This is a genomic window from Duganella sp. Root1480D1 (genome assembly GCF_001427305.1).
In the GTDB taxonomy this organism is placed as follows: domain Bacteria; phylum Pseudomonadota; class Gammaproteobacteria; order Burkholderiales; family Burkholderiaceae_D; genus Rugamonas.
The window spans coordinates 260,472-281,050 of the sequence record NZ_LMFZ01000045.1 but is presented as its reverse complement, the minus strand read 5'-3'; the positions used below and the strand labels follow the sequence as shown (position 1 = coordinate 281,050).

Here is a 20,579-nt window from a genome sequence, read left to right as displayed (position 1 = left end):
AGATGGGTATTCACGTCATCAAGATGCCTGACATTGGCGAGGGCATTGCGGAAGTTGAACTGGTCATGTGGCATGTCAAGGTGGGCGATGCAGTCACTGAAGACATGATCCTGGCGGACGTCATGACCGACAAGGCCACCATTGAGATTCCATCGCCGGTGCATGGCACCGTGGCCATGCTCGGTTGCCCGGCGGGGCAGGTGATGGCCGTGGGGGCAGACCTGATTCATATTGAAGTTGAAGGAGCGGGCAACCTGAAGCCGCAACCGGGTGCCGCTGCCGCACCTGCCATGCCGACGCCCCCGCCGGCGGCTCCTGCGGCGCCACCTGTGGCTCAAGCCGCGGTGCCTGCAGCGGCGCCACCTCCCGTCGTTTCGCCTGCCAAGCCTGCGGCGGCAACGACGGCTTCAAGCCGTGTTGCGCGCGAACCTGGCGAACGTCCACTGGCTTCGCCGGCTGTGCGCAAACGCGCATGGGACATGGGTGTTGAGCTGCAGTTCGTCCATGGCAGCGGCCCCGCAGGCCGCATCTTGCACAGCGATCTGGATTCTTACGCCGCGCGAGGTGTGCAGGGCGCACCTTCCGCGGTCCTCGGCGGGTACCGCGAGAACCACGGGGAGCAGGCAATTCCGCTGATCGGACTGCGCCGCAAGATTGCCCAGAAAATGCAGGAGTCCAAGCGCCGCATCCCGCACTTCTCCTACGTTGAGGAAATCGATGTCACCGAGTTGGAGAGCCTGCGCGCGCGGATGAACGAGCAGTGGGGCAAGGAGCGCGGCAAGCTGACGGTGTTGCCGCTACTGGCGCGGGCCCTGGTGGTGGCGCTGCGCCAGTTCCCCCAAATGAACGCGCGCTTCGATGACGATGCCGGTGTGGTTACGCAGTACGGCGCCGTGCATCTTGGCGTCGCTACGCAGACCGACGCCGGCCTGATGGTGTCGGTCATGCGCCACGCTGAGGCGCGCGACTTGTGGTCCTGCGCCACCGAGATCGGGCGCCTTGCCGATGCGGCGCGCACTGGCAAGGCGACGCGCGATGAATTGTCCGGCTCGACGATCACCATCTCCAGCCTGGGCGCGCTCGGCGGCATTGTCACGACGCCTGTGATCAACCATCCCGAAGTCGCCATCATCGGCGTCAACAAGATCGTGGAGCGCCCGATGGTGCGCCAGGGCGGGCTGGTGGTGCGCAAGATGATGAACCTGTCGTCTTCGTTCGACCACCGTGTGGTTGACGGCATGCACGCGGCCCAGTTCGTGCAAGCCATCCGCGCCTTGCTGGAATGCCCAGCGATGCTCTTTGTGGAGTAATTGATGAACCAACATACCACTACGCTGCTGGTGATCGGCGGCGGCCCTGGCGGCTATATCGCGGCCATCCGTGCCGGACAGCTTGGCATTCCCACTACGCTGGTCGAAGCCGCTGAACTGGGTGGCACCTGTCTCAATGTCGGGTGCATTCCCTCCAAAGCCTTGATCCATGCGGCGGAAGAATTTGAAAAAGCCAGCCATTTCGCCAGTGGCTCGGCACTAGGCATATCAGTGCAGGCACCGCGCATCGACATCGGCCAGACCGTGCTGTGGAAAGACGGCATTGTCGGACGCCTGACCGGCGGGGTGGCGGCATTGCTGAAGAAAAGCGGCGTGCGTGTCGTCAAGGGCTGGGCCAATATTGTCGATGGCAAGACCGTTGAAGTAATTCGCGACGGCGAGAGCCCGCAACGTATCGGCTGCGAGCACCTGCTGCTGGCGACCGGTTCGCATGCTACCGAATTACCGTTCATGCCGTTCGGCGGCAAGGTGATCAGTGCAACGGAAGCGCTTTCGCCCAAGACCGTGCCTGGCAAGCTGGTGGTGGTGGGGGCGGGGTATATCGGCCTTGAGTTGGGCATTACTTATGCCAAGCTGGGGGCGCAGGTTCACGTGGTGGAGGCACAGGAGCGCATCCTGCCTGCCTACGACGCGGAGTTGACCCGTCCGGTGTCTATTGCGCTCAAGGGGCTCGACGTCGAAACCCATCTAGGCTGCTCCGTGCTTGGCCTGGACCAGGCGGGCGGCGCGGTACGCATCCGCAATGCTGCCGGCGAAGAAGCGGTGCTGGCGGCGGACCAGGTGCTGGTCGCGGTTGGACGGCGCCCGAACACCCGCGGCTTCGGCCTGGAGAAACTGCGCATCGACATGGATGGCCACTTCATCAAGGTCGACGACCAATGCCGCACCTCGATGCGCGATGTGTGGGCCATCGGTGACGTGACTGGCGAACCGATGCTGGCCCATCGCGCCATGGCGCAGGGCGAGATGGTTGCCGAGATCATCAGCGGAAAACGCCGTCATTTCAGTCCGGCGGCCATTGCCGCGGTATGTTTTACCGATCCGGAAGTGGTGGTGGTGGGCGCTACTCCCCAGCAGGCGCGTGCCCAGGGCATCGACTGCATCGAGGCGATGTTCCCGTTCGCTGCCAACGGACGCGCCATGTCGCTTGAATCGAAGGACGGTTTTGTGCAGGTGGTGGCGCGCCGCGACAACCATCTGATTGTGGGCTGGCAGGCGGTCGGCAAGGCAGTGTCCGAGTTGTCCGCCGCGTTTGCCCAGTCAATCGAAATGGGTGCAACGCTGGAGGATGTGGCAGGCACGATTCACGCACACCCAACCCTGGGCGAGGCAATTCAGGAAGCGGCGCTGCGTGCCTTGGGGCATGCGTTGCATATTTGAGCCACTGGAGACTGTTGCAGATGCCGCGTCGCGAACACCATGCACTTGTTGCTCCTGGCAGCGTTCTGCGCCAGCTCACCAAGGCGGAGGCGAGTCGGCTTGCCGAAGACTGGCTTGCGGTCTTCGGTAAAATGGCGCAAGGCGTGAATACCAAGGCATATCTTTGGCATGCATTCAGCGCTGATTGCTATCCCGCCATTTCGGGCGATGAGGCAGTCGGGCAATACAGGCAGCAGGCAGGTGTGGAGTTCGTGGTTCTGTCGAACGATCGCAAGCAGGCCTTCGTGACCGACCTGCTTCCAGAGTCGTCTTCGCTATCCGACTTCTACGTATTCCCGTCAAATCTCGCGTGGACAATGGCGTTCACGCACGAAGATGGCTGGCTGGGGCCCTTACTTCGCGAGGCATCCGGACTACGTGAAGCTGGATCACGATAACCGGGCGAAAATCGAGAAGCGCCGCCAGGCAGACGCGGCTCGTCAGAAGGGATGGACCTGAACGAGCCGCATCGCTTTACTGTTGCGGTGGCTGCTGGTTGCGCTTGGCGATCTCGTTGCCAACATAGCCGCCACCCACTGCGCCGACGACGGTGGCCAGCTTGCGGCCGGTGCCCCCGCCGATCTGATTGCCAATCAAGCCGCCCACCACCGCGCCTATGCCGATGCCAAGGGCGCTGTTCTGCGGCGCTGGTGCTGGCGCAGGTGCTGGAGCCGCTGGCGCGGACTGCAGGGACGCTTGCGATTGCCCTGGCGTGGCTTGCGAAGGGGGCTGGTACGCATGATGTGTCACGGTCCTGTGCTCCACGACTACTTTGCGTACCGCCGGTTCGGGCGCTGGTGCTACGACAGCCGCGGGCGCCGCAACCGTAGCTACCGGTGCGCCGGCTTCGCTTGGCATCGTGTTCGCATGCGAGTTCGGCAGCAGGCCGGCAATTGAAGCGGCTCCAACCAGACTTACTATCGCTACCGAAGCGGCTGCAACGGCCATCATGGGATGAATTTTGGTGCGTGCGCTGTTTTGCATTTTCTTTTCTCCTGATATCGCCGTCATTGGCGCTTGCTTCTAGAACGGCCTGGAAAGAAAACACGGTGACGCTAAAATTGTTTCGCCGGTAAGCAATTGTTACGCGGTGACCGCTACATCGCACTCCAGCTCAAAACGGCTCGGGTGGCATTTCTGGCAATTTGCAGCTGAATTTCAACCGTCTGTCGCAATTCGAAGCCGGGGATGCCACTGCATTCTTACAATGCATGCTGGCCAATCCGAGCCATTCCAAAAGAGAGAATCCATGAGACTTCCCCTGACCGCACTTGCCTTGTCGCTGGCTGCCGTGGGCGCCCAGGCCGAAACGCCATTCAACTTTGCCGCCACCCCCGGCAAGCTGCCGAAGGACGTGATCCCGCTCCAATATACGGCGCACCTGGTGCCGGATGTGGCGAACAATACTTTCAGCGGCTCTGAAACGGTGGAAATCGAGGTGAAGAAGTCCACCTCGAGCATCATGCTCAACGCCCTGAACATGGAAATCGACGCGGCGACCCTGAGCGGCAAGGACCTGGCTGAAACCAGGCTGGAGCCAGTGCTGGACAAGCAGGCGCAGACCCTCAGTTTCAAGCTGGGCAAGCCGCTGGCTCCGGGTAAGTACACCCTCGCACTCAAGTTCCGCGGCGTGGTCAACCGCGAACCGCGCGGCCTGTTCTACCTGAAGTACAAGAACGGTGCGGACGACAAGTCCCTGCTGGCCACGACCATGGAACCCACCGACGCGCGCCGCCTGCTGCCTACCTGGGACGAGCCGTCCTTCCGCGCCAGGTTCAAGCTGACGGTGGACGTCCCGGCCAGCTTCAAGGCTTTCTCGAATACGCCGGCTGAAAAGCAGGAGAATCTGCCGAATGGCCTGCAGCGCGTGTCCTTCGGTGTGACGCCAAAGATGCCGAGCTACCTGTTCGTATTGGTCGCCGGCGAGATGGCGCGCAATGCGGGCATGCAGGATGGCGTCGAAATCGGGATTGTCTCCACTGTCGGCAAGGAAGGCTCGACCCAGTTTGCGCTCGACTCTTCCAAAGACCTGCTGCGCTACTACAACAACTACTTCGGCCAGCCATACCCGCTGGCCAAGCTGGACCAGATCGCTATTCCGGGCATGAACGGCGCCATGGAAAACTGGGGCGGCATTGTCTACAACGAGGCGACCCTGTTGTACGACGCGAAGAAGAACCCGGAAAGCACCAAACAAACCGTGTTCGCCGTCACCGCTCACGAGATGGCCCACCAGTGGTTCGGCAACCTGGTCACCATGGCCTGGTGGGACAACCTCTGGCTCAACGAAGGCTTTGCGTCCTGGATGGGCACCAAGGCCACGGCCAAATTCCATCCTGAGTGGCGCGTGCAGCTGGAAGCGATGGTGGAACGCGAGGGTGTGATGAACCTCGACTCGCGCGCCACTACGCACCCGATCCAGACCAAGGTGGAAAACGAAGAACAGGCCAACAGCGTGTTCGATGCCATCACCTACGGAAAGGGCCAGGCCTTCCTGCATATGCTGGAGGCATATCTGGGCGAGGACGCATTCCGCAAAGGTATCCAGGCCTATATGGCCAAGCACAAGTACTCCAATACCACTACCGCGGACCTGTGGGCTGCGCTGGAGAAGGCTTCGGGCAAGCCGGTAGCCTCGCTGGCCTCCGACTGGACTACCCAGGCCGGCGTGCCTGTGGTGAAAGTCGCGCAAAGCTGCGAACGGGGCCAGCGCAAGGTCACCTTGACCCAGCAGCCGTTCGTGCTGGATGGCAGTCCTGTGCCACAACGGCAGTGGCACATTCCCGTCGCTATCGGGACGGTTGGCGGCAAGGTGGAGTACACCATGCTGTCAGGCGCCAGCACCACGCTGACCCGTGCCGGCTGCGATGGCCAATTGATCATCGACCCGGAAAGTGTCGGCTACTACCGCGTGCAGTATGACGACGCCAGTTTCAACGCACTTGCCTCAATGGCCACCAGGCTGCCGGATGCGAGCCGCGTCAAGCTGCTGGGCGATGCCTGGGCCATGGTGGTGAGCGAACGAATTCCCCTGTCGCGCTACCTGGCGCTGGCCAGCCAGTTCAAGGATGAACAGCGCCTGGCCGTCTGGGGGGCAATGCTGAACAACCTGGGCAACCTGTACAACCTGGCGCAAGGCACGCCGGAGCGCGCCAAGCTTGGCCGCTACATTGCCACGCTGGTGCTGCCGAAGTTCCAGTCGCTGGGTTGGGAAGAAAAGCCGGGGGAATCGGTCGAGGATCGCCAACTGCGCACGGCGCTGGCCGGCGTGCTGGCCCGCACTGGCGACGAGAAGGTGATTGCCGAAGCCCGCGCGCGCTTCCAGCGCTACCTGGCGGATCCAGCCAGCCTGCCGCCGTCTTCTCTGAGCTTCGTGATGTCGGTAGTGGGCCGCTATGCGGACGAGGCGACCTATGACGCGCTCAAGGGCCTGGCGTTGAAGGCGCAGTCGGTTGAAGAACGCAATCGCTTCGCACGATCCCTGGCCTCGGCGATCGACCCCAAGCTGTCTGAGCGCACACTGCAGATCGCGCTGTCGCCCGAACTGCCGATCCAGCTCACCAGCATGGTGGTGCCGAGCGTGGCTTCGGCGGAACACGTCGACCAGGCCTGGGCTTTTGCAGTGGAGCACCGCGAGGCACTGCTGAAGAACCAGGACTCGGTAGCGGGCAACCGCATGTATCCCGCCATCGTCGCCAGTTCGGTCAATGCGGCCGACGCGGAAAAGATGGAAGCCTATGTGCAGGAGCACTTCTCGGCTGATGCGCTGGTCGACGCCAAGCGTATCGGCAACGGCATTCGCGTGCGTGCCAAGCAAAGGGCGCTGCTGGTGTCGCAGATCGGCCCGGCCCTTGACGGAATGAAGTAAGTTTTAAGAAGCCTGGAAAGGAACGTGCGTCTCACGGGCGCACGTTCCCGTAGTAGCCTGGCTACTTGAGCTGGACAAGGTCAATTACGACCTCGAAATTGCACTGGACGTTCGTCTTTTCAGCCCCGCAGACTGCCGCATCAAACATCGGCAGCAATTGCTTGCCGGCCTTAACGCCCGCCAGTGAGCGCGCAATGCCATTGCTGACGCAAGCATCGCTTGGGGACGAGGCGGGCAGGGCGGCTGCGTTGAAAGCGAACTGGCCCACCGCGTGGACCCGCTTGAAGCCAGGCAGTGGCGCATCGGACACAATCATTTTGTCCACCTGGATCTTGAGCTTCGCCTCCGGATCGTTTTCGATCGGAGAGAACTGCTGGCTATAGTTGCCGCCGTTGTAGTCCCTGAGCAAATCGCGGTCCTTGGTCCTGATCTTATAAGAAGCGAGCGTCATCCCGGGCTCAGTCAGCGCCGGAAAGTGATAGGTGCCGGCCTGTATCGGCAAGGACATCAGGGAGCTGGATATTTCGTAGGCCTTGCCTGCATGTTCGACGTTCAGGCTTAGCCCAAAACCGGTAATGATATCGCCCTGGATTCCGAAGCTGCCAACACCGACTTCCGGTTCGCCCATGCCGGAGAGTTTGAGGCCGCCTGCCACACAGCTCATGGTCTTGCTGTTGGACGGCGCTGCCGCCTGATCCTTGTTCGGCGTGGCGCTTTCCTGGTTACAGGCTGCAAGCAGGAGCAGCAAGGGCAAAGTAGCGGCGAGCTTCATGGCATCCAATTCTTATAAAAAATGAAATTATGGCATGGATAGCGTTCGTGATTGGATGTATCATCAACGCCTTTTGACCGTCTAATTCTGGAGCATTGAATATGAAGCAGCGAATGTGGACTGGCATCGCCATGCTGGCACTGGCTTTGCCGGCCAGCGCAGCGCCAACACCGGATCCCGACTTGCCGTTGTGGGAGTTCGGCCTGTTTGGCGGCGCCGCCTCGACACCCGCATATCCCGGTTCCGCCGACCGCTCGACCCGCGGCCTGGTGCTGCCGATGCTGATCTATCGCGGCAAGGTGCTGCGCGCGGATCGGTCCGGCGTGAGCGCGCGCTTGTTCGACACTGATCGCGTGGACCTGGATCTCGGATTTCAAATGTCGCTGCCGGCCCGCTCCGACGATGTGCCAGCGCGCACCGGCATGCCGGACTTGAATTCGCTGCTGGAATTTGGCCCGCGCCTGAAAGTCCTGCTGTCGGAGCCATCGGCCCCCAATCGCGTAAGGCTGGAGCTGCCGCTCCGCACGCCACTCGAAGTCGGCAATGGATTTCGCCGCCAGGGCCTGGTGTTTGAGCCGCGCCTCGTGTTCGAAACCAGCGGCAGCAACCAGCAATGGCAGGCCGATGCCAATATCGGCATGGTGTTTGGCAATGCTCGCCTGAACCAGTACTTTTACGAAGTGGCACCGCAATACGTGACGGCGTCGCGGCCCGCCTATGAAGCGAAAGCCGGTTTGATGATGACGCGCTTCGGTGCCAGCCTGTCGCACGAGTTGACGCGCGACTGGCGCGTATTCGGTTTCACCCGCTACGACAATTACACCCACGCGGCCAACCGCGAAAGCCCCCTGTTCCGTAAGAATAGTGGACTGTCGATCGGCGTTGGCTTCACGTGGACGGCCTACCGTTCGCAGGCCCGGGCCTGGGACTAAGCGGCAGGCTTACTCGTCGAACTCCGAGGTGAGATCCTTGAAGCCCTTGCGCACTGCGAAGGGCAGGAATTCGTCGGGCGTATCGAGCACGATCAGGCGCTTTTCCTGGATCACCGGATCGCCCGGTGTCAGGTCGGGGCCGCTGTAACCCATGGCGCGCAGGCGTGCGCCAATTTCTGCGATCAGTTTCTGATCCTTGTGCAAGCCGTCGGTGGCCGGGGCTGCCAGATCGACGTACAGGTCGATGACGCCGTAGCCTTCATCGAAGATACGGACGGATTTGATGTCGACGGTGCGGCCGCCGCCGTCGACGGCCTTGAAGGGCCCGCTGAGCTGGATATCGGTGTCTTGAGTCATGCCGGCAGCATACACCATTTGGTCCGCACTAAGACGGCATCTTTTCCAGGTACTCCCGTAGAGCAGCAATGGCCAGCCTTACCTTGGCGGGCTGCGAGTCGCGCTGCACCGTCACCGCATAGACGCCCACTGGCGCCATCGACCATTCCGGCAGCACCGGCACGGCCAATCCTGCTTCGATCAGGGGCGTGGCATCCGGCCCTGGCATGCGCATGATGCCGGCACCCTGCAGCATGATGTGCTGGAGCGCAATAAAGCTGTTCCCCGCTACAGGCCCGTTGACGCGGACGCGATGGGCTGGCTCGCCCGCTCGATACAACTCGATGAATTCAGCCTGGTTCACGACGCTCAGGTTGAGCACCGGGAACCTGGCCAACTCCCCTGGCGACTGCGGCAAGCCATGCTCCTGCGCGAACGCGCTCGCCGCGAGCAGCACATGGCGCCACTCGGTCAGGCGGCGCGCCACCAGCGTGGAATCGGCCAATGCGCCGACGCGAATGGCCAGGTCAATGCGTTCGGCAATCAGGTCGACACGGCGGTCTTCGGCGAACAGGCGCAGCGAGAGCAGCGGATGGGCGCGCAGCAGAGGCGCCAGGGCCGCTGCCAGGTGCGCGCTGAAGCCAACCGGAAAGGCCACCCGCAGTTCGCCACGGGGCTCATCGCGCAAGTCGGACAGGCGCTGCTCGGCCGCCTGGGCCGCGTGCAGCATGATGGCGCAATCCTCATAGTAGGTCTGGCCGGCCACGGTAGTACTCAGGCTGCGGGTCGAGCGGTGCAGCAGGGCCAGGCCGGTCTCCGCTTCCAGTTGCCGGATTTGCTGGCTGACCGCAGAGGTGGTCATTGCCAGTTCGCGGGCGGCTGCGCTCATGGAGCCGCTTTCCACCACGCGGGAAAAGATGGCCATGCGTTTCAGACGGTCGATTGTTAAGTGTGGCTTCATAGTGATTGTCGAGTTTGCCTGCTTATCGCGGGATCGTAAAGCCTGCATACTGAATTCATCGTCAATCAATCAGGAGTTCTCCATGAAAATCGCATTAATCGGTGCTACTGGGTTTATCGGTAATGGCCTGCTGGCTGAGGCACTTTCGCGTGGCCACCAGGTCACCGCCCTGGTCAGCCGCCCGGAACGCCTGGCGCCCCAGCCGGGCCTGACAGTGGTCGGCACCGATGTGATGGACCAGCACACACTGGCCAGCCAGCTTGCCGGCCACGAGGCTGTCATCAGCGCGTTCAGCGGCCATGCCCAGCAAGACGTTCGTGAATACTATGGCCGCGGTGTGGATGCCATCATCGGCGCGACCAGGCAGGCCGGCGTGCCGCGCCTGCTGGCGGTTGGCGGCGCGGGCAGCCTGGAAGTGGCGCCCGGCGTGCAGGCTGTCGATACTCCGCAGTTTCCTGAGCAGTGGAAAGCGTCCGCACTGGGTGCGCGCGACACACTGGAGAAACTGCGCAAGGAGCACGAACTGGATTGGACTTTCCTGAGCCCAGCGGCCTTGATCGAACCGGGCCAGCGCACAGGCAAGTTCCGCATTGGCGGCGACCAGCTTTTGAAGGATGCACAGGGCGAGAGCCGCATTTCGGTGCAGGACTATGCCGTGGCGATGCTGGATGAACTGGAGCAGCCATCCCATACGCGCCAGCGCTTCAGCGTCGTCTATTAAGTGCATTGAAGTCTGGAGTGCGCCGCTATATCCTGAAGAGTCTCGCCGCTTGCGACTGCATTCGTGAGGTGCTGATCGCGTTGCGCCGTGACTATTGGGAAAACTAAAGGAGGATCACTATGGATCTGCAACTCAAGGGCAAGTTGGCTTTGGTAAGCGGTAGTACGGCGGGCATCGGTTATGCCATCGCACACCTGCTGGCGCAGGAAGGCGCGAGCGTCATCGTCAACGGCAGGACGCAGGCTGGGGTTGATGAAGCGATGGAACGCATACGGACGGAAACGCACGGTACGGTCCTGGGCTTTGCCGGCGATCTCTCCCAAGCCGATGCCGCGCAGGAAGTAGTGCGGCGCCACGAGGGTATCAGCATCCTGGTCAACAACCTCGGCATCTTTGAGGCCAAAGCCTTTGAGGACATTCCCGACGCAGACTGGCTGCGCTTCTTCGACGTGAATGTGCTGAGTGGCGTGCGCCTTTCGCGCCTGGTGCTGCCGGCGATGAAGCGGGCCAACTGGGGGCGCATTATTTTCATCTCCAGCGAAAGCGGGGTGCAGATCCCGACCGAGATGATCCACTATGGCATGACCAAAACCGCCCAGCTTGCAGTGTCGCGCGGACTGGCCGAATCGGTGGCAGGAACGGGCATCACCGTCAACAGCATCTTGCCAGGGCCAACAAAATCGCGCGGCGTTGGCGACTTTGTCGAAGGCATGGCGCGCTCGGCCGAAAAGAGCTTCGAGCAGGTTGAAGCGGAGTTCTTCGATCATGTGCGGCCGACCTCGTTGATCAAGCGTTTCGCCAGCCCGCAGGAGGTGGCTTCGCTGGTGGCTTATGTGGCGAGCCCGCGCTCTTCCGCCACTACCGGCGCAGCGCTGCGCGTCGACGGTGGCGTGGTCAAGAGCGCTTTCTAAAGCGCAGGCCTTCCGGGCGGCAAGCGAGCGAGGCGGCTGGCGGGAAAGCGGTATCGTTTGGCGATATCGTTTTCAGGTGCCGCCATGTATAACGGATTCATTTTTGCAACCGGGATCGAGAACAGCATTCCGACCATCCAGAATGGCCGCCTGCGGATGGATGAAATGGACAAGTGCGGCCATTACAAGTACTGGCGCACCGACTTTGACCTGGTCGAGCGGCTCGGCATACGCGCCTTGCGCTATGGCGCGCCGCTGCACCTGGCCTGGACAGGGCCTGGCAAATATGACTGGTCATTTGCCGACGAGACTTTTCGTGAATTGAGGCGAAGGAACATCGTTGTGATGGCCGACCTGTGCCATTTCGGCGTGCCGGACTGGATCGGCAATTTCCAGAATCCCGACTTTCCTGCCGAGTTTGCGAAGTACGCGCGCGCCTTTGCCGAACGTTATCCTTGGGTGCAGGTCTTTACGCCGGTCAATGAGATGCAGATCTGCGCCTTGTTTTCGGCCATGTATGGCTGGTGGAACGAGCAGCTGGCTTCGGACTTTGCGTTTGTCACTGCCATCAAGAATATCGTCAAGGCCAATATCCTGGCGATGCGCGAAATCCTCAAGGTAAGGCCCGACGCCTTGTTCGTGCAGAGTGAATCAAGCGAATATTTCCACCCCGAGAATCCGGCCGCTATTGCCCAATCGGAATTTCGTAACGCCCGTCGTTTCCTGTCGCTGGACCTGAATTATGGCCGCCGGGTCGATTCCGAGTTGTATGAGTACTTGCTGGATAACGGCATGACGCGCGAGGAGTACCATTTTTTCCTCGACAACAACCTGAAGCACCAGTGCATCATGGGCAATGACTACTATATGACCAACGAGCACCACGTCAGTGCGGATGGCGCAACACGCGCATCGGGCGAGATCTTTGGCTATGCGGTAATTACCCACCAGTACTACAACCGCTACCGGCTGCCGGTCATGCATACCGAGACCAACCTGATGGAAGGTCCGGGCGGCGACGAAGCGGTGCGCTGGTTGCGCAAGGAATGGGCGAATGTGCTGAGGGTGCGCAATAATGGCGTGCCCATCGTCGGGTTCACCTGGTATTCGCTGATCGACCAGGTCGATTGGGATGTCGCCCTGCGTGAGAACCGCGGCACGGTCAATCCACTCGGCCTGTTCGACCTGAATCGCAATATACGCGCCGTCGGCACCGCTTATCGCGACCTGATCCGGGACTGGTGCGAAGTGCTGCCTACGCAGAGCATCTGCCTGCGCGTGCCGATTGTGCTGCCGCTGGACGATGAATGTAGTTCGGGCCGGGACACGTCCCGGGCAAGCGTGCAGCAGCCCAGCAGCGAAGCGACTGCTGCGCCTACCAATACCGAGTGAATGCTAGAGGGCCCGTACAGCGGCCAGGAAGTCTTCGTTAAACCGGAACAGGGCAGGATCGCTTTCTGCGATTTGCTGGTAGCGCAGGACGAATTGTTTCGGCTCGCCTTGCAGCAAGCGGTAGATGGCTTGTTTGCCGTCCTTGCGCTCGATCGCATTGGCCATCACCCAGCCCATGTCGTAACCCATGTCGTCGAAATCGCCGTAGAAAAGAATGCCGTAAACGCGGTCGTAGTGGTCCTCGTCGCGCGGCGGAGCCAGAAGCAGGCGCAAGCTGCTGGTTTCCATCAGGGCCGCGATGTTCTTGATGCGGCCGAGATTGCGTGCGATGCGTTCCTTGCCGCGCTTGGAAAACGGCGTGACAGGGCGGTCGGCAATCGGATGCGAAAACAGTTCGGCGGTCGCCTCCTGCACCAGGTCGTACAGCAAGCGGTTCATCCAGACCTTGCCCGTGGCTGCTTGGGCCATGCCGGCAGGCGGCCGCGGCGGGGCCGTCATCACATGCGACTGCACCGCGTGGAACAGCTCGTGGGATACCACCTCGGCCAGCTCTTCAGCCGTTGCCTGCGTGAAGCGAGCCAGGTTGACGTAAACGTCGTCGTGCATGTCGTCAAATGCAAAGCCCATAGCGTTACCGCCAAAGAGGAAGTGCACGGTCAGCTTGGCCGAGAACTCAGGCGGCAGGTAGGCCTTCAGCTGTCGCGTGGTCTCGGCGGCCGCCACGGCAAACTTCCCGTCCTTTTCGTTCGCGAATTCAGCCTGCAACTGGGACGCGAGTTCGACTTGCCTGGCATCGCGGCCCATGCCGCGCAAATACTCGATGAACGCATCAGCATCTTTCAACCTCATTTTGCGCACCATCGCCGCTGTTTCGGGCAGGCGGCGAATCGATTCGGCAGTGGCAGCATCGATCTCGCCTTTTTTAACGGCAGCGCTGTACAGGCGTGCCGGCGCGTCATTGAAACGGAATTCGAGACCGCCGGCTTGGGCAGCTCCCAAGCAGAGCAGCGAGACGGAAGCGGCGAGGGCACGTAATTGAAAGAGCATCGATTGGTCTTTAAGCAAAGGTTATAGCTGGACGCCAGCAATTCTCGCTATTTTGCGTTGCAATGCCATTTTGTCAAGGGCCTCCTCTGGCAGGTTGCGGAAGATTTCCAGGCGGGTCTTGATCTCGCGGCAGACTGTAAAAAACTCCTGGCGGATCTCCTCCATCGATCCCTGGGCCGCGGCAGGATCGCGGAAGTTCCAGTGCGCCGTGGCGGGTTGGCCGGGCCAGTTCGGGCACGCTTCGCCGGATGCCATATCGGATACGGTGATGAGGAAATCCATTTCCGGTGATCCGGGCGCAGAAAATTCTTCCAGGGATTTGCTGCGCAAGCCAGCCAGTGTGTCGTCAAGGGCCCTGATCTGTTCCACGGCGAAGAGATTCAGCTTGCCGGCAGGCTGGGTGCCAGCACTGAATGCCTGGAAACGGCCACCGCTGACGGCATTCAACATCGCCTCGGCCATGATGCTGCGGGCAGTGTTTTGTGTGCTGAGGAACAGTACGTTGTAAGTTCGCTTGATCATGCAAAATATCGGATCATAGCGAAGCAAAGTTACAGTTTCATGACATCTGCCGGGGAGCGATCCATGCAAAGGCTAGTCCTACCTGATGCTGAGCTTGCAAAGTTTGCCGAGGAAATGCGCGGGAATTACCGGGCGAAGACTCCGGCTGCCGGGTCACCTGATCCCGTTGCGGAAGTGCGATTGCTGCACATTGTGGCGAAAGAGCCGGATCGCTTCATCCCAACCCGTCTTTATGTTCCGAAAACGACTGGCCTGGCTGCGCTGGCAATGATTCTCTTTGTCCACGGCGGCGGCTTTGTCGCTGGCGATCTCGATACCCATGACGTCCTGGCGCGCGCAATTGCAAATAAAACCGGCGCGCTTGTCTTCGCTGTTGATTATCGCCTGGCGCCTGAACATCCGTTTCCAGCCGGCCTGGATGATGTCTATGCAGTGTTGGAATGGATGGCAAACGCAGGTGCGCTGATCGGAGGCGACCCTCGACAGATCGCAGTCTGTGGCGATAGCGCCGGCGGCAATCTGGCGGCCGCGGCGTCCATCCTGGCCCGCGATCGGCATGGCCCGGGGATCGCCGCGCAGTGGCTGATGTATCCACCGCTGGACAACAGGATGGAGAGCGCCTCGTGGCGTGAATTCGGCGAAAAGAATTTCCCTACCCGCGCCATGAATGCCAAAGTGATCGCTGCCTATGTGCCGCAGGGGATCGATCCTGACATCCCGCTGGCTGCACCGCTTGGAGCTCGGCATGAGGGGCTTCCCGCTGCTTTGGTGCAGGTCGGCGAACACGATCCGCTTCGCGACGAGGGTGTGGCTTATGCAAAGGCCCTGAAGGAGGCTGGCGTCGATGCCGTGGCCAGGGTTTATGAAGGCCAGCAACATGGCTTCATCCAATTTTATAAGGATGCGGAGCACTTCCCGGAAGGCGCTTTGGCGCTGGACGAAGGGTGTACATTCCTCCGCTCTCATCTGGGTTGATTTGCCGCCCTTGATGCCGGTTTCGCTATCGCAAGGACAGAAAAGGTCATTGGACACTCCAATTTCAGCGCGCTAACTTGCGTAAAAACATAATTGGAGACGAACGTGACCAAACCCTTCTCGCGATGTGGGGCTGCTGCTGTATTGGCCTCCTCCATGCTGTCCCTCAATGCCACGGCCGAAGCACCCTATGCGCCGCTGACCTTCCAGAACGCCTCGGTGCACGATCCTTCCGTGATCAGGACGGGCGGCACTTTCTATGTATTCGGATCCCACCTGGCGTCGGCCAAATCGACGGACCTGATGAACTGGAACCAGATTACAACTTCCGTCAGCGCGACCAATAAATTGTTCCTGAACGGTTCAAGCAACGTCTTTACGGAACTGGCCGAAACGTTCAACTGGGCGCAAACCAATACCTTGTGGGCACCGGACGTGATCCGTCTCGCCGATGGCAAGTACTACATGTATTACAACGCCTGCAAGGGCGATTCGCCGCGCTCGGCGCTCGGTATTGCGGTTGCCGACAACATCGAGGGCCCTTACGTGAACAAGGGCATCATCCTGAAGTCGGGTATGTGGGGGCAAGCCAGCTACGACGGCACCATCTACGACGCCTTGAAACATCCGAATACCGTCGATCCGAACGTGTTTTTCGATAATGGCGGGCGCTTGTGGATGGTCTATGGCTCATACTCAGGCGGCATTTTCATCATGCAGATGAATCCTGTGAACGGCATGCCTCTGCCGGGGCAGGGCTATGGCAAGCGCCTGATGGGCGGCAACCATAGCCGGATCGAGGGCGCGTATGTGATGTACAGCCCCGTCACACAGTACTACTATCTGTTCACTTCCTTTGGCGGTCTGGATGCCGCGGGTGGCTATAACATGCGGGTGGCGCGATCCACATCGCCCGATGGCCCGTATGTCGATGCGCAGGGCGTGAACATGGCGAACGTCAAGGCGGATCCGGCGAAGCCGCTGTTTGACGACGCGTCGATTGCGCCTTATGGCGTGAAAATCATGGGCAATTTCCTGTTCGAGCGCAAGATCGGCGAGGCGGGAACCGGGATTGGAACCGGCTACGTCTCGGCAGGCCACAATTCGGCGTATTACGATCCGGCTACGCGCAGGCATTTCCTGATTTTCCACAGCCGCTTCCCTGAGCGCGGCGAGCAGCATGAGGTGCGCGTGCACCAGATGTTCATGAATGCGGACGGATGGCCGGTGGTGGCGCCGTATCGCAATACGAACGAAACGCTGGCCGCGGTGCCGCGCGGTTTCGTGTTCGGCGACTACATGTTCGTCAATCATGGCAAGGATATTTCGGCTGCCATCAAGAAGTCGAAGCTGCTCACCCTGAATGCGAACGGTACGATCGGCGGGGCGGCATCCGGAACCTGGGCGCTGGTGGGGAATAACCAGGCCGAGATCAACCTGGCCGGTTCGCCGCCCTTCAAGGGCGTGTTCCTGAACCAGTGGGATGAAACGTCCAGGAGCTATGTGATGACGTTCACCGCGACCTCGCGTGACGGGATCTCGGTCATGGGCAGCCGGCTTCCGCTTCGCAGCGACATGCAGGTAGTACAGGCAGTCTATAGTGAACTCAGCCTGGGCAATACCAATGCGGTGACCGGCGATATCGTGCTGCCGACCAGTGCGGCGCGTGATTCAGTGATCTCGTGGGCGTCGTCCAATCCCTCGGTGTTAAGCAATACCGGGCAGGTAACCAGTCCAGCCAACGACGTGAGCGTTACGCTGACCGCTACCATCACCAAGGGGCATGCGCGGGCCGTCAAGACCTTTGTCGTCACAGTCCGCAAGCTGGGCGGCATGGTTGCACACTATACGTTTGACGGCAGTCTCGCCGATTCCACCGGCGCTTACGGGGCCGGCATGGTTGTCGGCAGCAAGATCGATGTTGCCGGTGGCAGCATGTCTTATGAAGCGGGCGTGAAGGGCAGTGCGGCCGTCTTCAACGGCGCGACAGGTGTGAGGCTGCCGGATGGGCTGATCTCGAGCAACAGTTATACGGTCGCGATGTGGCTCAAGCCTGCACAGCTGACTGCCTTCTCGACCACTTTCTTTGGCGCGCGCACTGGCGATTCCTGGATCAGTTTCCTGCCAAAGGGACATGACTTTGTCGGCGGCGCCAGCATGCTGTGGTCGGGAACGGCATGGTATGACGCGGGACTGGGCATGAACATCCCAAGCGGGCAGTGGTCGCACGTGGCGTTCACGGTCAAGAATGGTACGCTCAACGTGTACGTCAACGGGGCGAAGCGCTTCAGCGGTGTGAATTTCCCGAACGTGTTCACCACGGCCAATGCAGTCTTTGCGCTGGGCGTCAACTGGTGGGATGCGCCCTATAAAGGGTCGATGGACGATTTGCGCATCTACGGTGCGGCGTTGACCGATTCCGAAGTCGCCAGCCTGGCCAGGTGAGCGATTTCGAGCGATCCGTGTTCGTCGAAAATCGGGCACTGTTCGGCCAGGGCGACGGCTTCGTTGAAGTCCGTCGCTGCCAGCACGGAGTAGCCGGCGAGCGAGCTGCTGGACGATTTGGGGCCGGCCAGCCGGGTGTCGATGTCAACGCTGGCGTGACTCAGGCTGCCGCGGTCCAGCAGGCGCGCGCCGAGTGAGTCGAACCAGCTGGCCCAGCGCTGCGGAACGTGCTGGCGTGCCTCGGCCGTGCCATCCGGCGCGCCACGATAGACGATCAGGAATCGCTCCATACCGCCTCCTTGAAGTCAGCAAAACCTTGATGCCTCGATCTTAGTCCCCGCCTGATATCGGGGACGCACCGTTGACACGACGCTCAATCCGATGCGACAGGGACCAGGATTTCGCGGCTGCCATTGGTCGACATCGATGACAGGATGCCGGCAGCTTCCATGTCTTCCACCATGCGGGCGGCGCGGTTGTAACCGATCCGCAATTGGCGCTGGATAGATGAGATCGACGCGCGGCGGGTACGGATGACGAAGGCTACCGCTTCGTCGTACAGCGGATCGGTTTCGCCCGCGCTGACGTCGCCCAGCAGGTCTGGCGCCGGCTCTTCGGTCGGGGTGCCGGCCAGGATCGCTTCTTCATATTCCGGCTCGCCAAACTGTTTCAGGTAATCGACCACGCGGTGCACTTCTTCATCGGATACGAAAGCTCCGTGCACGCGCTGCGGGTAGCCGCTGCCGGGCGGCAGGAACAGCATGTCGCCGTGGCCCAGCAGGGTTTCCGCGCCCATCTGGTCAAGCACGGTGCGCGAGTCGATTTTGGAAGAAACCTGGAACGCGACGCGGGTCGGGATATTCGCCTTGATCAGGCCCGTAATCACGTCCACCGAAGGACGCTGGGTCGCCAGGATCAAGTGAATGCCGGCGGCGCGGGCTTTCTGGGCCAGGCGGGCAATCAGCTCCTCGATCTTTTTGCCGGCCACCATCATCAGGTCAGCCAATTCGTCGATGACGACGACGATGGTCGGCAGCGTGGACAGTGGCTCCGGCGCGTCCGGGGTCAGCGAGAACGGATTCGTGATGTACTTCTCGGCCGCCTTGCCGTCGCGGATCTTCTGGTTGAAACCGGCCAGGTTGCGCACGCCGAGGGCGGACATCAGGCGGTAGCGCTTTTCCATCTCGGCCACGCACCACGTGAGCGCGTTGGCAGCCAGCTTCATGTCGGTGACCACAGGCGCCAGCAAATGCGGAATGCCGTCGTAGACGGACAGTTCCAGCATCTTCGGATCGATCATGATCAGGCGCACGTCGGTCGGCGTGGCCTTGTACAGCAACGATACGATCATGGCATTGATTGCCACCGACTTGCCGGAGCCAGTGGTACCGGCCACCAGCATGTGGGGCGCACGTGCCAGGTCGGTCACGACCGGGGCACCGGTAATGTCCTTGCCCATTGCCAGCGTCAGTTGCGAGCGCGAGGCGCGGTAAGCGTCCGATGCCAGTATTTCGGAAAGCTGGATCATGTGGCGCCGGGTATTCGGTAGTTCGAGTCCCATGCAGGTCTTGCCTGGGATGGTTTCGACCACTCGCACTGAAGTGACTGCGAGCGCACGCGACAAGTCCTTGACCAGCGCCACGATCTGAGCGCCTCGCACGCCAATCGCTGGCTCGATTTCGAAACGGGTGATCACCGGGCCGGCGGACGCGCCAAGCACGGTCACCGGGACCTTGAATTCCTTCAGGCGCTGCTCGATCAGGCGGCCGGTTTCTTCGAGTTCGGCGCCGGAGACCTCGAACTTCGCTTCCGAATACGCGTCCAGCAAATCCAGGCCGGGCAGTTCGACATCGGCCTCAGGCTGGGCAAGAAGCGTGATCGGCTCTGCCACCGGCGCAACAGGAACGGCTGGTGCGACCGGAGCGACCGGAGGCGGGGCAGCGGAAATCGGGGCGGCAGCGGCGACTGGCCGCGTCTCGATATGGACAGGCGGCGCGGTTTCTTGCCACTCGAGCGTTGGCACAGGGCTCGGGGCCGGCGTAAATGGCGTGTATTCCACTTCAACCGGAGCTTTCGCAAGCGGGAGGGGCGGCAGCGGCACGCTTGGTGTTTCGTTGATCCAAGCTGGTTCAGGCAAGGAGCTGGTAATCGTGCGCACTTCAACCGCGGTGTGGATGACCTGCACTTCCACCACAGCCGCTTGGGGCGCCGGAACGAAGGCTGGTGCCGCTGCCTGGGGTGCAGGGACGTACACGGCCCGTACCGGCTCGGCGGCAGGTTGGGGCGACTTCACAATCCTGACTGTTTGCGCATGGCGGGCCTGGGCGTCGGCTTCCTCCTTGGCTTTGGCGCGGGCCAGCATGGCCGGAGTAGCGCGCAAACTTTCGACTTCGGCCCACTCGGCGCTTGGGCGTGCCGCCGGGGCGCGCGCCTTTTCCACGGCATCCGCGCCAAAGAATCTTGCCGGCGCGGCGTCAGGAGGAGTTTCCCATGCAGGCCGCTTGTCCACGAAGCGCTCACCGCTGCGTGCCGGGTTGGCAGGGGCGGCAGCGTGGGGCGCGCTGCGGGCTGGCGCTCGCCGCTCTGGCGCGGCGGGCCGTTTGATGAGGCGGGTGGCCCGGCCGCACCAGGCCAGGAATTCAAGTGCACGGTAGCCGAATATCCATGGGATGGCCACGGCGCCGATCGCCAGGATCACGAAAATGCCGGAGCGGCCGCCCATTGCCGCTGCAGTGGAATTCGCCAGCAACATCAGCAGGGTGCCCAGTACCAGGCGAATGAAGCCCTGTCCAAGCAAGGTGGTTCTCTTTAGCAGGAACACCTTCACGAGGCGCCAGACCAGGGGGAGCGTCCACAGCACAGACCAGCCAAACCACGACATTACTGCCATTCAAATCTTTCCTGAAAATAGCTCGCCCGGAGTTTATCACGAGCAATGATGACAAGA

Annotated in this window: 17 protein-coding genes and 1 pseudogene; 10 read left to right on the top strand and 8 right to left on the bottom strand. The window is 61.3% G+C overall.

Annotation, left to right across the window (positions count from 1 at the left end; translation table 11 throughout):
* Positions 1–2 precede the first annotated feature (2 nt).
* From ASD58_RS24170 to ASD58_RS24160, 3 genes are read left to right on the top strand one after another with little or no spacing between them, the layout of a single operon-like run.
* A complete protein-coding gene (locus tag ASD58_RS24170; protein ID WP_057263926.1) occupies positions 3–1,310 on the top strand; it encodes a dihydrolipoamide acetyltransferase family protein in 1,308 nt (435 codons plus the stop codon).
* Positions 1,311–2,711: a dihydrolipoyl dehydrogenase gene (gene lpdA / locus ASD58_RS24165; RefSeq protein WP_200951674.1), complete on the top strand. Its 1,401-nt coding sequence runs from the start codon at positions 1,311–1,313 to the stop codon at positions 2,709–2,711.
* A 20-nt stretch (positions 2,712–2,731) separates the two neighbouring features.
* Complete coding sequence (locus tag ASD58_RS24160; RefSeq protein WP_057263921.1) at positions 2,732–3,148, top strand: DUF4275 family protein; 417 nt, start codon at positions 2,732–2,734, stop codon at positions 3,146–3,148.
* 76 nt (positions 3,149–3,224) lie between these two features.
* Here the strand turns inward: ASD58_RS24160 and ASD58_RS32965 are convergent, their stop codons facing one another.
* A complete protein-coding gene (locus ASD58_RS32965; protein ID WP_057263919.1) occupies positions 3,225–3,734 on the bottom strand; it encodes a glycine zipper 2TM domain-containing protein in 510 nt (169 codons plus the stop codon).
* A gap of 265 nt (positions 3,735–3,999) precedes the next feature.
* On the opposite strand from ASD58_RS32965, the gene ASD58_RS24150 reads away from it, so the two are divergent.
* Positions 4,000–6,618: a M1 family metallopeptidase gene (locus ASD58_RS24150; RefSeq protein WP_162253055.1), complete on the top strand. Its 2,619-nt coding sequence runs from the start codon at positions 4,000–4,002 to the stop codon at positions 6,616–6,618.
* Positions 6,619–6,679: 61 nt separating this feature from the next.
* Here ASD58_RS24150 and ASD58_RS24145 read toward each other — a convergent pair whose 3' ends face one another.
* Positions 6,680–7,390, bottom strand: coding sequence for a hypothetical protein (locus ASD58_RS24145; RefSeq protein WP_057263915.1), 711 nt, complete (start codon positions 7,388–7,390; stop codon positions 6,680–6,682).
* A 101-nt stretch (positions 7,391–7,491) separates the two neighbouring features.
* Between ASD58_RS24145 and ASD58_RS24140 the strand changes: the two genes are divergently transcribed.
* Positions 7,492–8,322, top strand: a complete 831-nt coding sequence (locus ASD58_RS24140) for a MipA/OmpV family protein (RefSeq protein WP_057263914.1) — start codon at positions 7,492–7,494, stop codon at positions 8,320–8,322.
* 9 nt (positions 8,323–8,331) lie between these two features.
* Here the strand turns inward: ASD58_RS24140 and ASD58_RS24135 are convergent, their stop codons facing one another.
* Complete coding sequence (locus ASD58_RS24135) at positions 8,332–8,679, bottom strand: hypothetical protein (RefSeq protein ID WP_057264140.1); 348 nt, start codon at positions 8,677–8,679, stop codon at positions 8,332–8,334.
* Between the two features lie 28 nt (positions 8,680–8,707).
* The gene (locus ASD58_RS24130) at positions 8,708–9,583 is read right to left on the bottom strand and encodes a LysR substrate-binding domain-containing protein (protein WP_162253054.1); all 876 of its coding nucleotides are present in this window, start codon (positions 9,581–9,583) and stop codon (positions 8,708–8,710) included.
* A gap of 118 nt (positions 9,584–9,701) precedes the next feature.
* Here ASD58_RS24130 and ASD58_RS24125 point away from each other — a divergent pair, with 118 nt between their 5' ends.
* The 3 genes from ASD58_RS24125 to ASD58_RS24115 all read left to right on the top strand — a co-directional run bounded on the left by ASD58_RS24125 (position 9,702) and on the right by ASD58_RS24115 (position 12,643).
* Positions 9,702–10,340 carry an NAD(P)-dependent oxidoreductase gene (locus ASD58_RS24125; RefSeq protein WP_057263911.1) on the top strand — a complete coding sequence of 213 codons (639 nt, stop codon included), beginning with the start codon at positions 9,702–9,704 and terminating at the stop codon, positions 10,338–10,340.
* A 119-nt stretch (positions 10,341–10,459) separates the two neighbouring features.
* Positions 10,460–11,251 (top strand): SDR family NAD(P)-dependent oxidoreductase, encoded by a 792-nt coding sequence (locus ASD58_RS24120; protein ID WP_057263909.1) that lies wholly within the window; start codon positions 10,460–10,462, stop codon positions 11,249–11,251.
* A gap of 84 nt (positions 11,252–11,335) precedes the next feature.
* Positions 11,336–12,643: a family 1 glycosylhydrolase gene (locus tag ASD58_RS24115; protein WP_057263907.1), complete on the top strand. Its 1,308-nt coding sequence runs from the start codon at positions 11,336–11,338 to the stop codon at positions 12,641–12,643.
* 3 nt (positions 12,644–12,646) lie between these two features.
* Here ASD58_RS24115 and ASD58_RS24110 read toward each other — a convergent pair whose 3' ends face one another.
* Positions 12,647–13,690: a DUF5700 domain-containing putative Zn-dependent protease gene (locus tag ASD58_RS24110; RefSeq protein ID WP_057263906.1), complete on the bottom strand. Its 1,044-nt coding sequence runs from the start codon at positions 13,688–13,690 to the stop codon at positions 12,647–12,649.
* Between the two features lie 21 nt (positions 13,691–13,711).
* Positions 13,712–14,212 carry an arsenate reductase ArsC gene (locus ASD58_RS24105; protein ID WP_057263904.1) on the bottom strand — a complete coding sequence of 167 codons (501 nt, stop codon included), beginning with the start codon at positions 14,210–14,212 and terminating at the stop codon, positions 13,712–13,714.
* Between the two features lie 63 nt (positions 14,213–14,275).
* Here ASD58_RS24105 and ASD58_RS24100 point away from each other — a divergent pair, with 63 nt between their 5' ends.
* Together ASD58_RS24100 and ASD58_RS32670 are read left to right on the top strand one after the other, a co-directional pair.
* Positions 14,276–15,187 carry an alpha/beta hydrolase gene (locus tag ASD58_RS24100; protein WP_229210087.1) on the top strand — a complete coding sequence of 304 codons (912 nt, stop codon included), beginning with the start codon at positions 14,276–14,278 and terminating at the stop codon, positions 15,185–15,187.
* A gap of 156 nt (positions 15,188–15,343) precedes the next feature.
* On the top strand, positions 15,344–17,632 hold the full coding sequence (locus ASD58_RS32670) for a family 43 glycosylhydrolase (protein ID WP_057263900.1): 2,289 nt from the start codon (positions 15,344–15,346) through the stop codon (positions 17,630–17,632).
* Here ASD58_RS32670 and ASD58_RS24090 read toward each other — a convergent pair.
* Together ASD58_RS24090 and ASD58_RS32960 are read right to left on the bottom strand one after the other, a co-directional pair.
* Entirely contained in the window at positions 17,584–17,922 is a 339-nt protein-coding gene (locus tag ASD58_RS24090) for a hypothetical protein (protein WP_057263899.1), read from the bottom strand. The two genes, ASD58_RS32670 and ASD58_RS24090, sit on opposite strands and share 49 nt — an antisense overlap.
* A gap of 83 nt (positions 17,923–18,005) precedes the next feature.
* Positions 18,006–19,484: pseudogene (locus ASD58_RS32960) on the bottom strand (DNA translocase FtsK); the annotation flags it as partial.
* Positions 19,485–20,579: the final 1,095 nt, after the last annotated feature.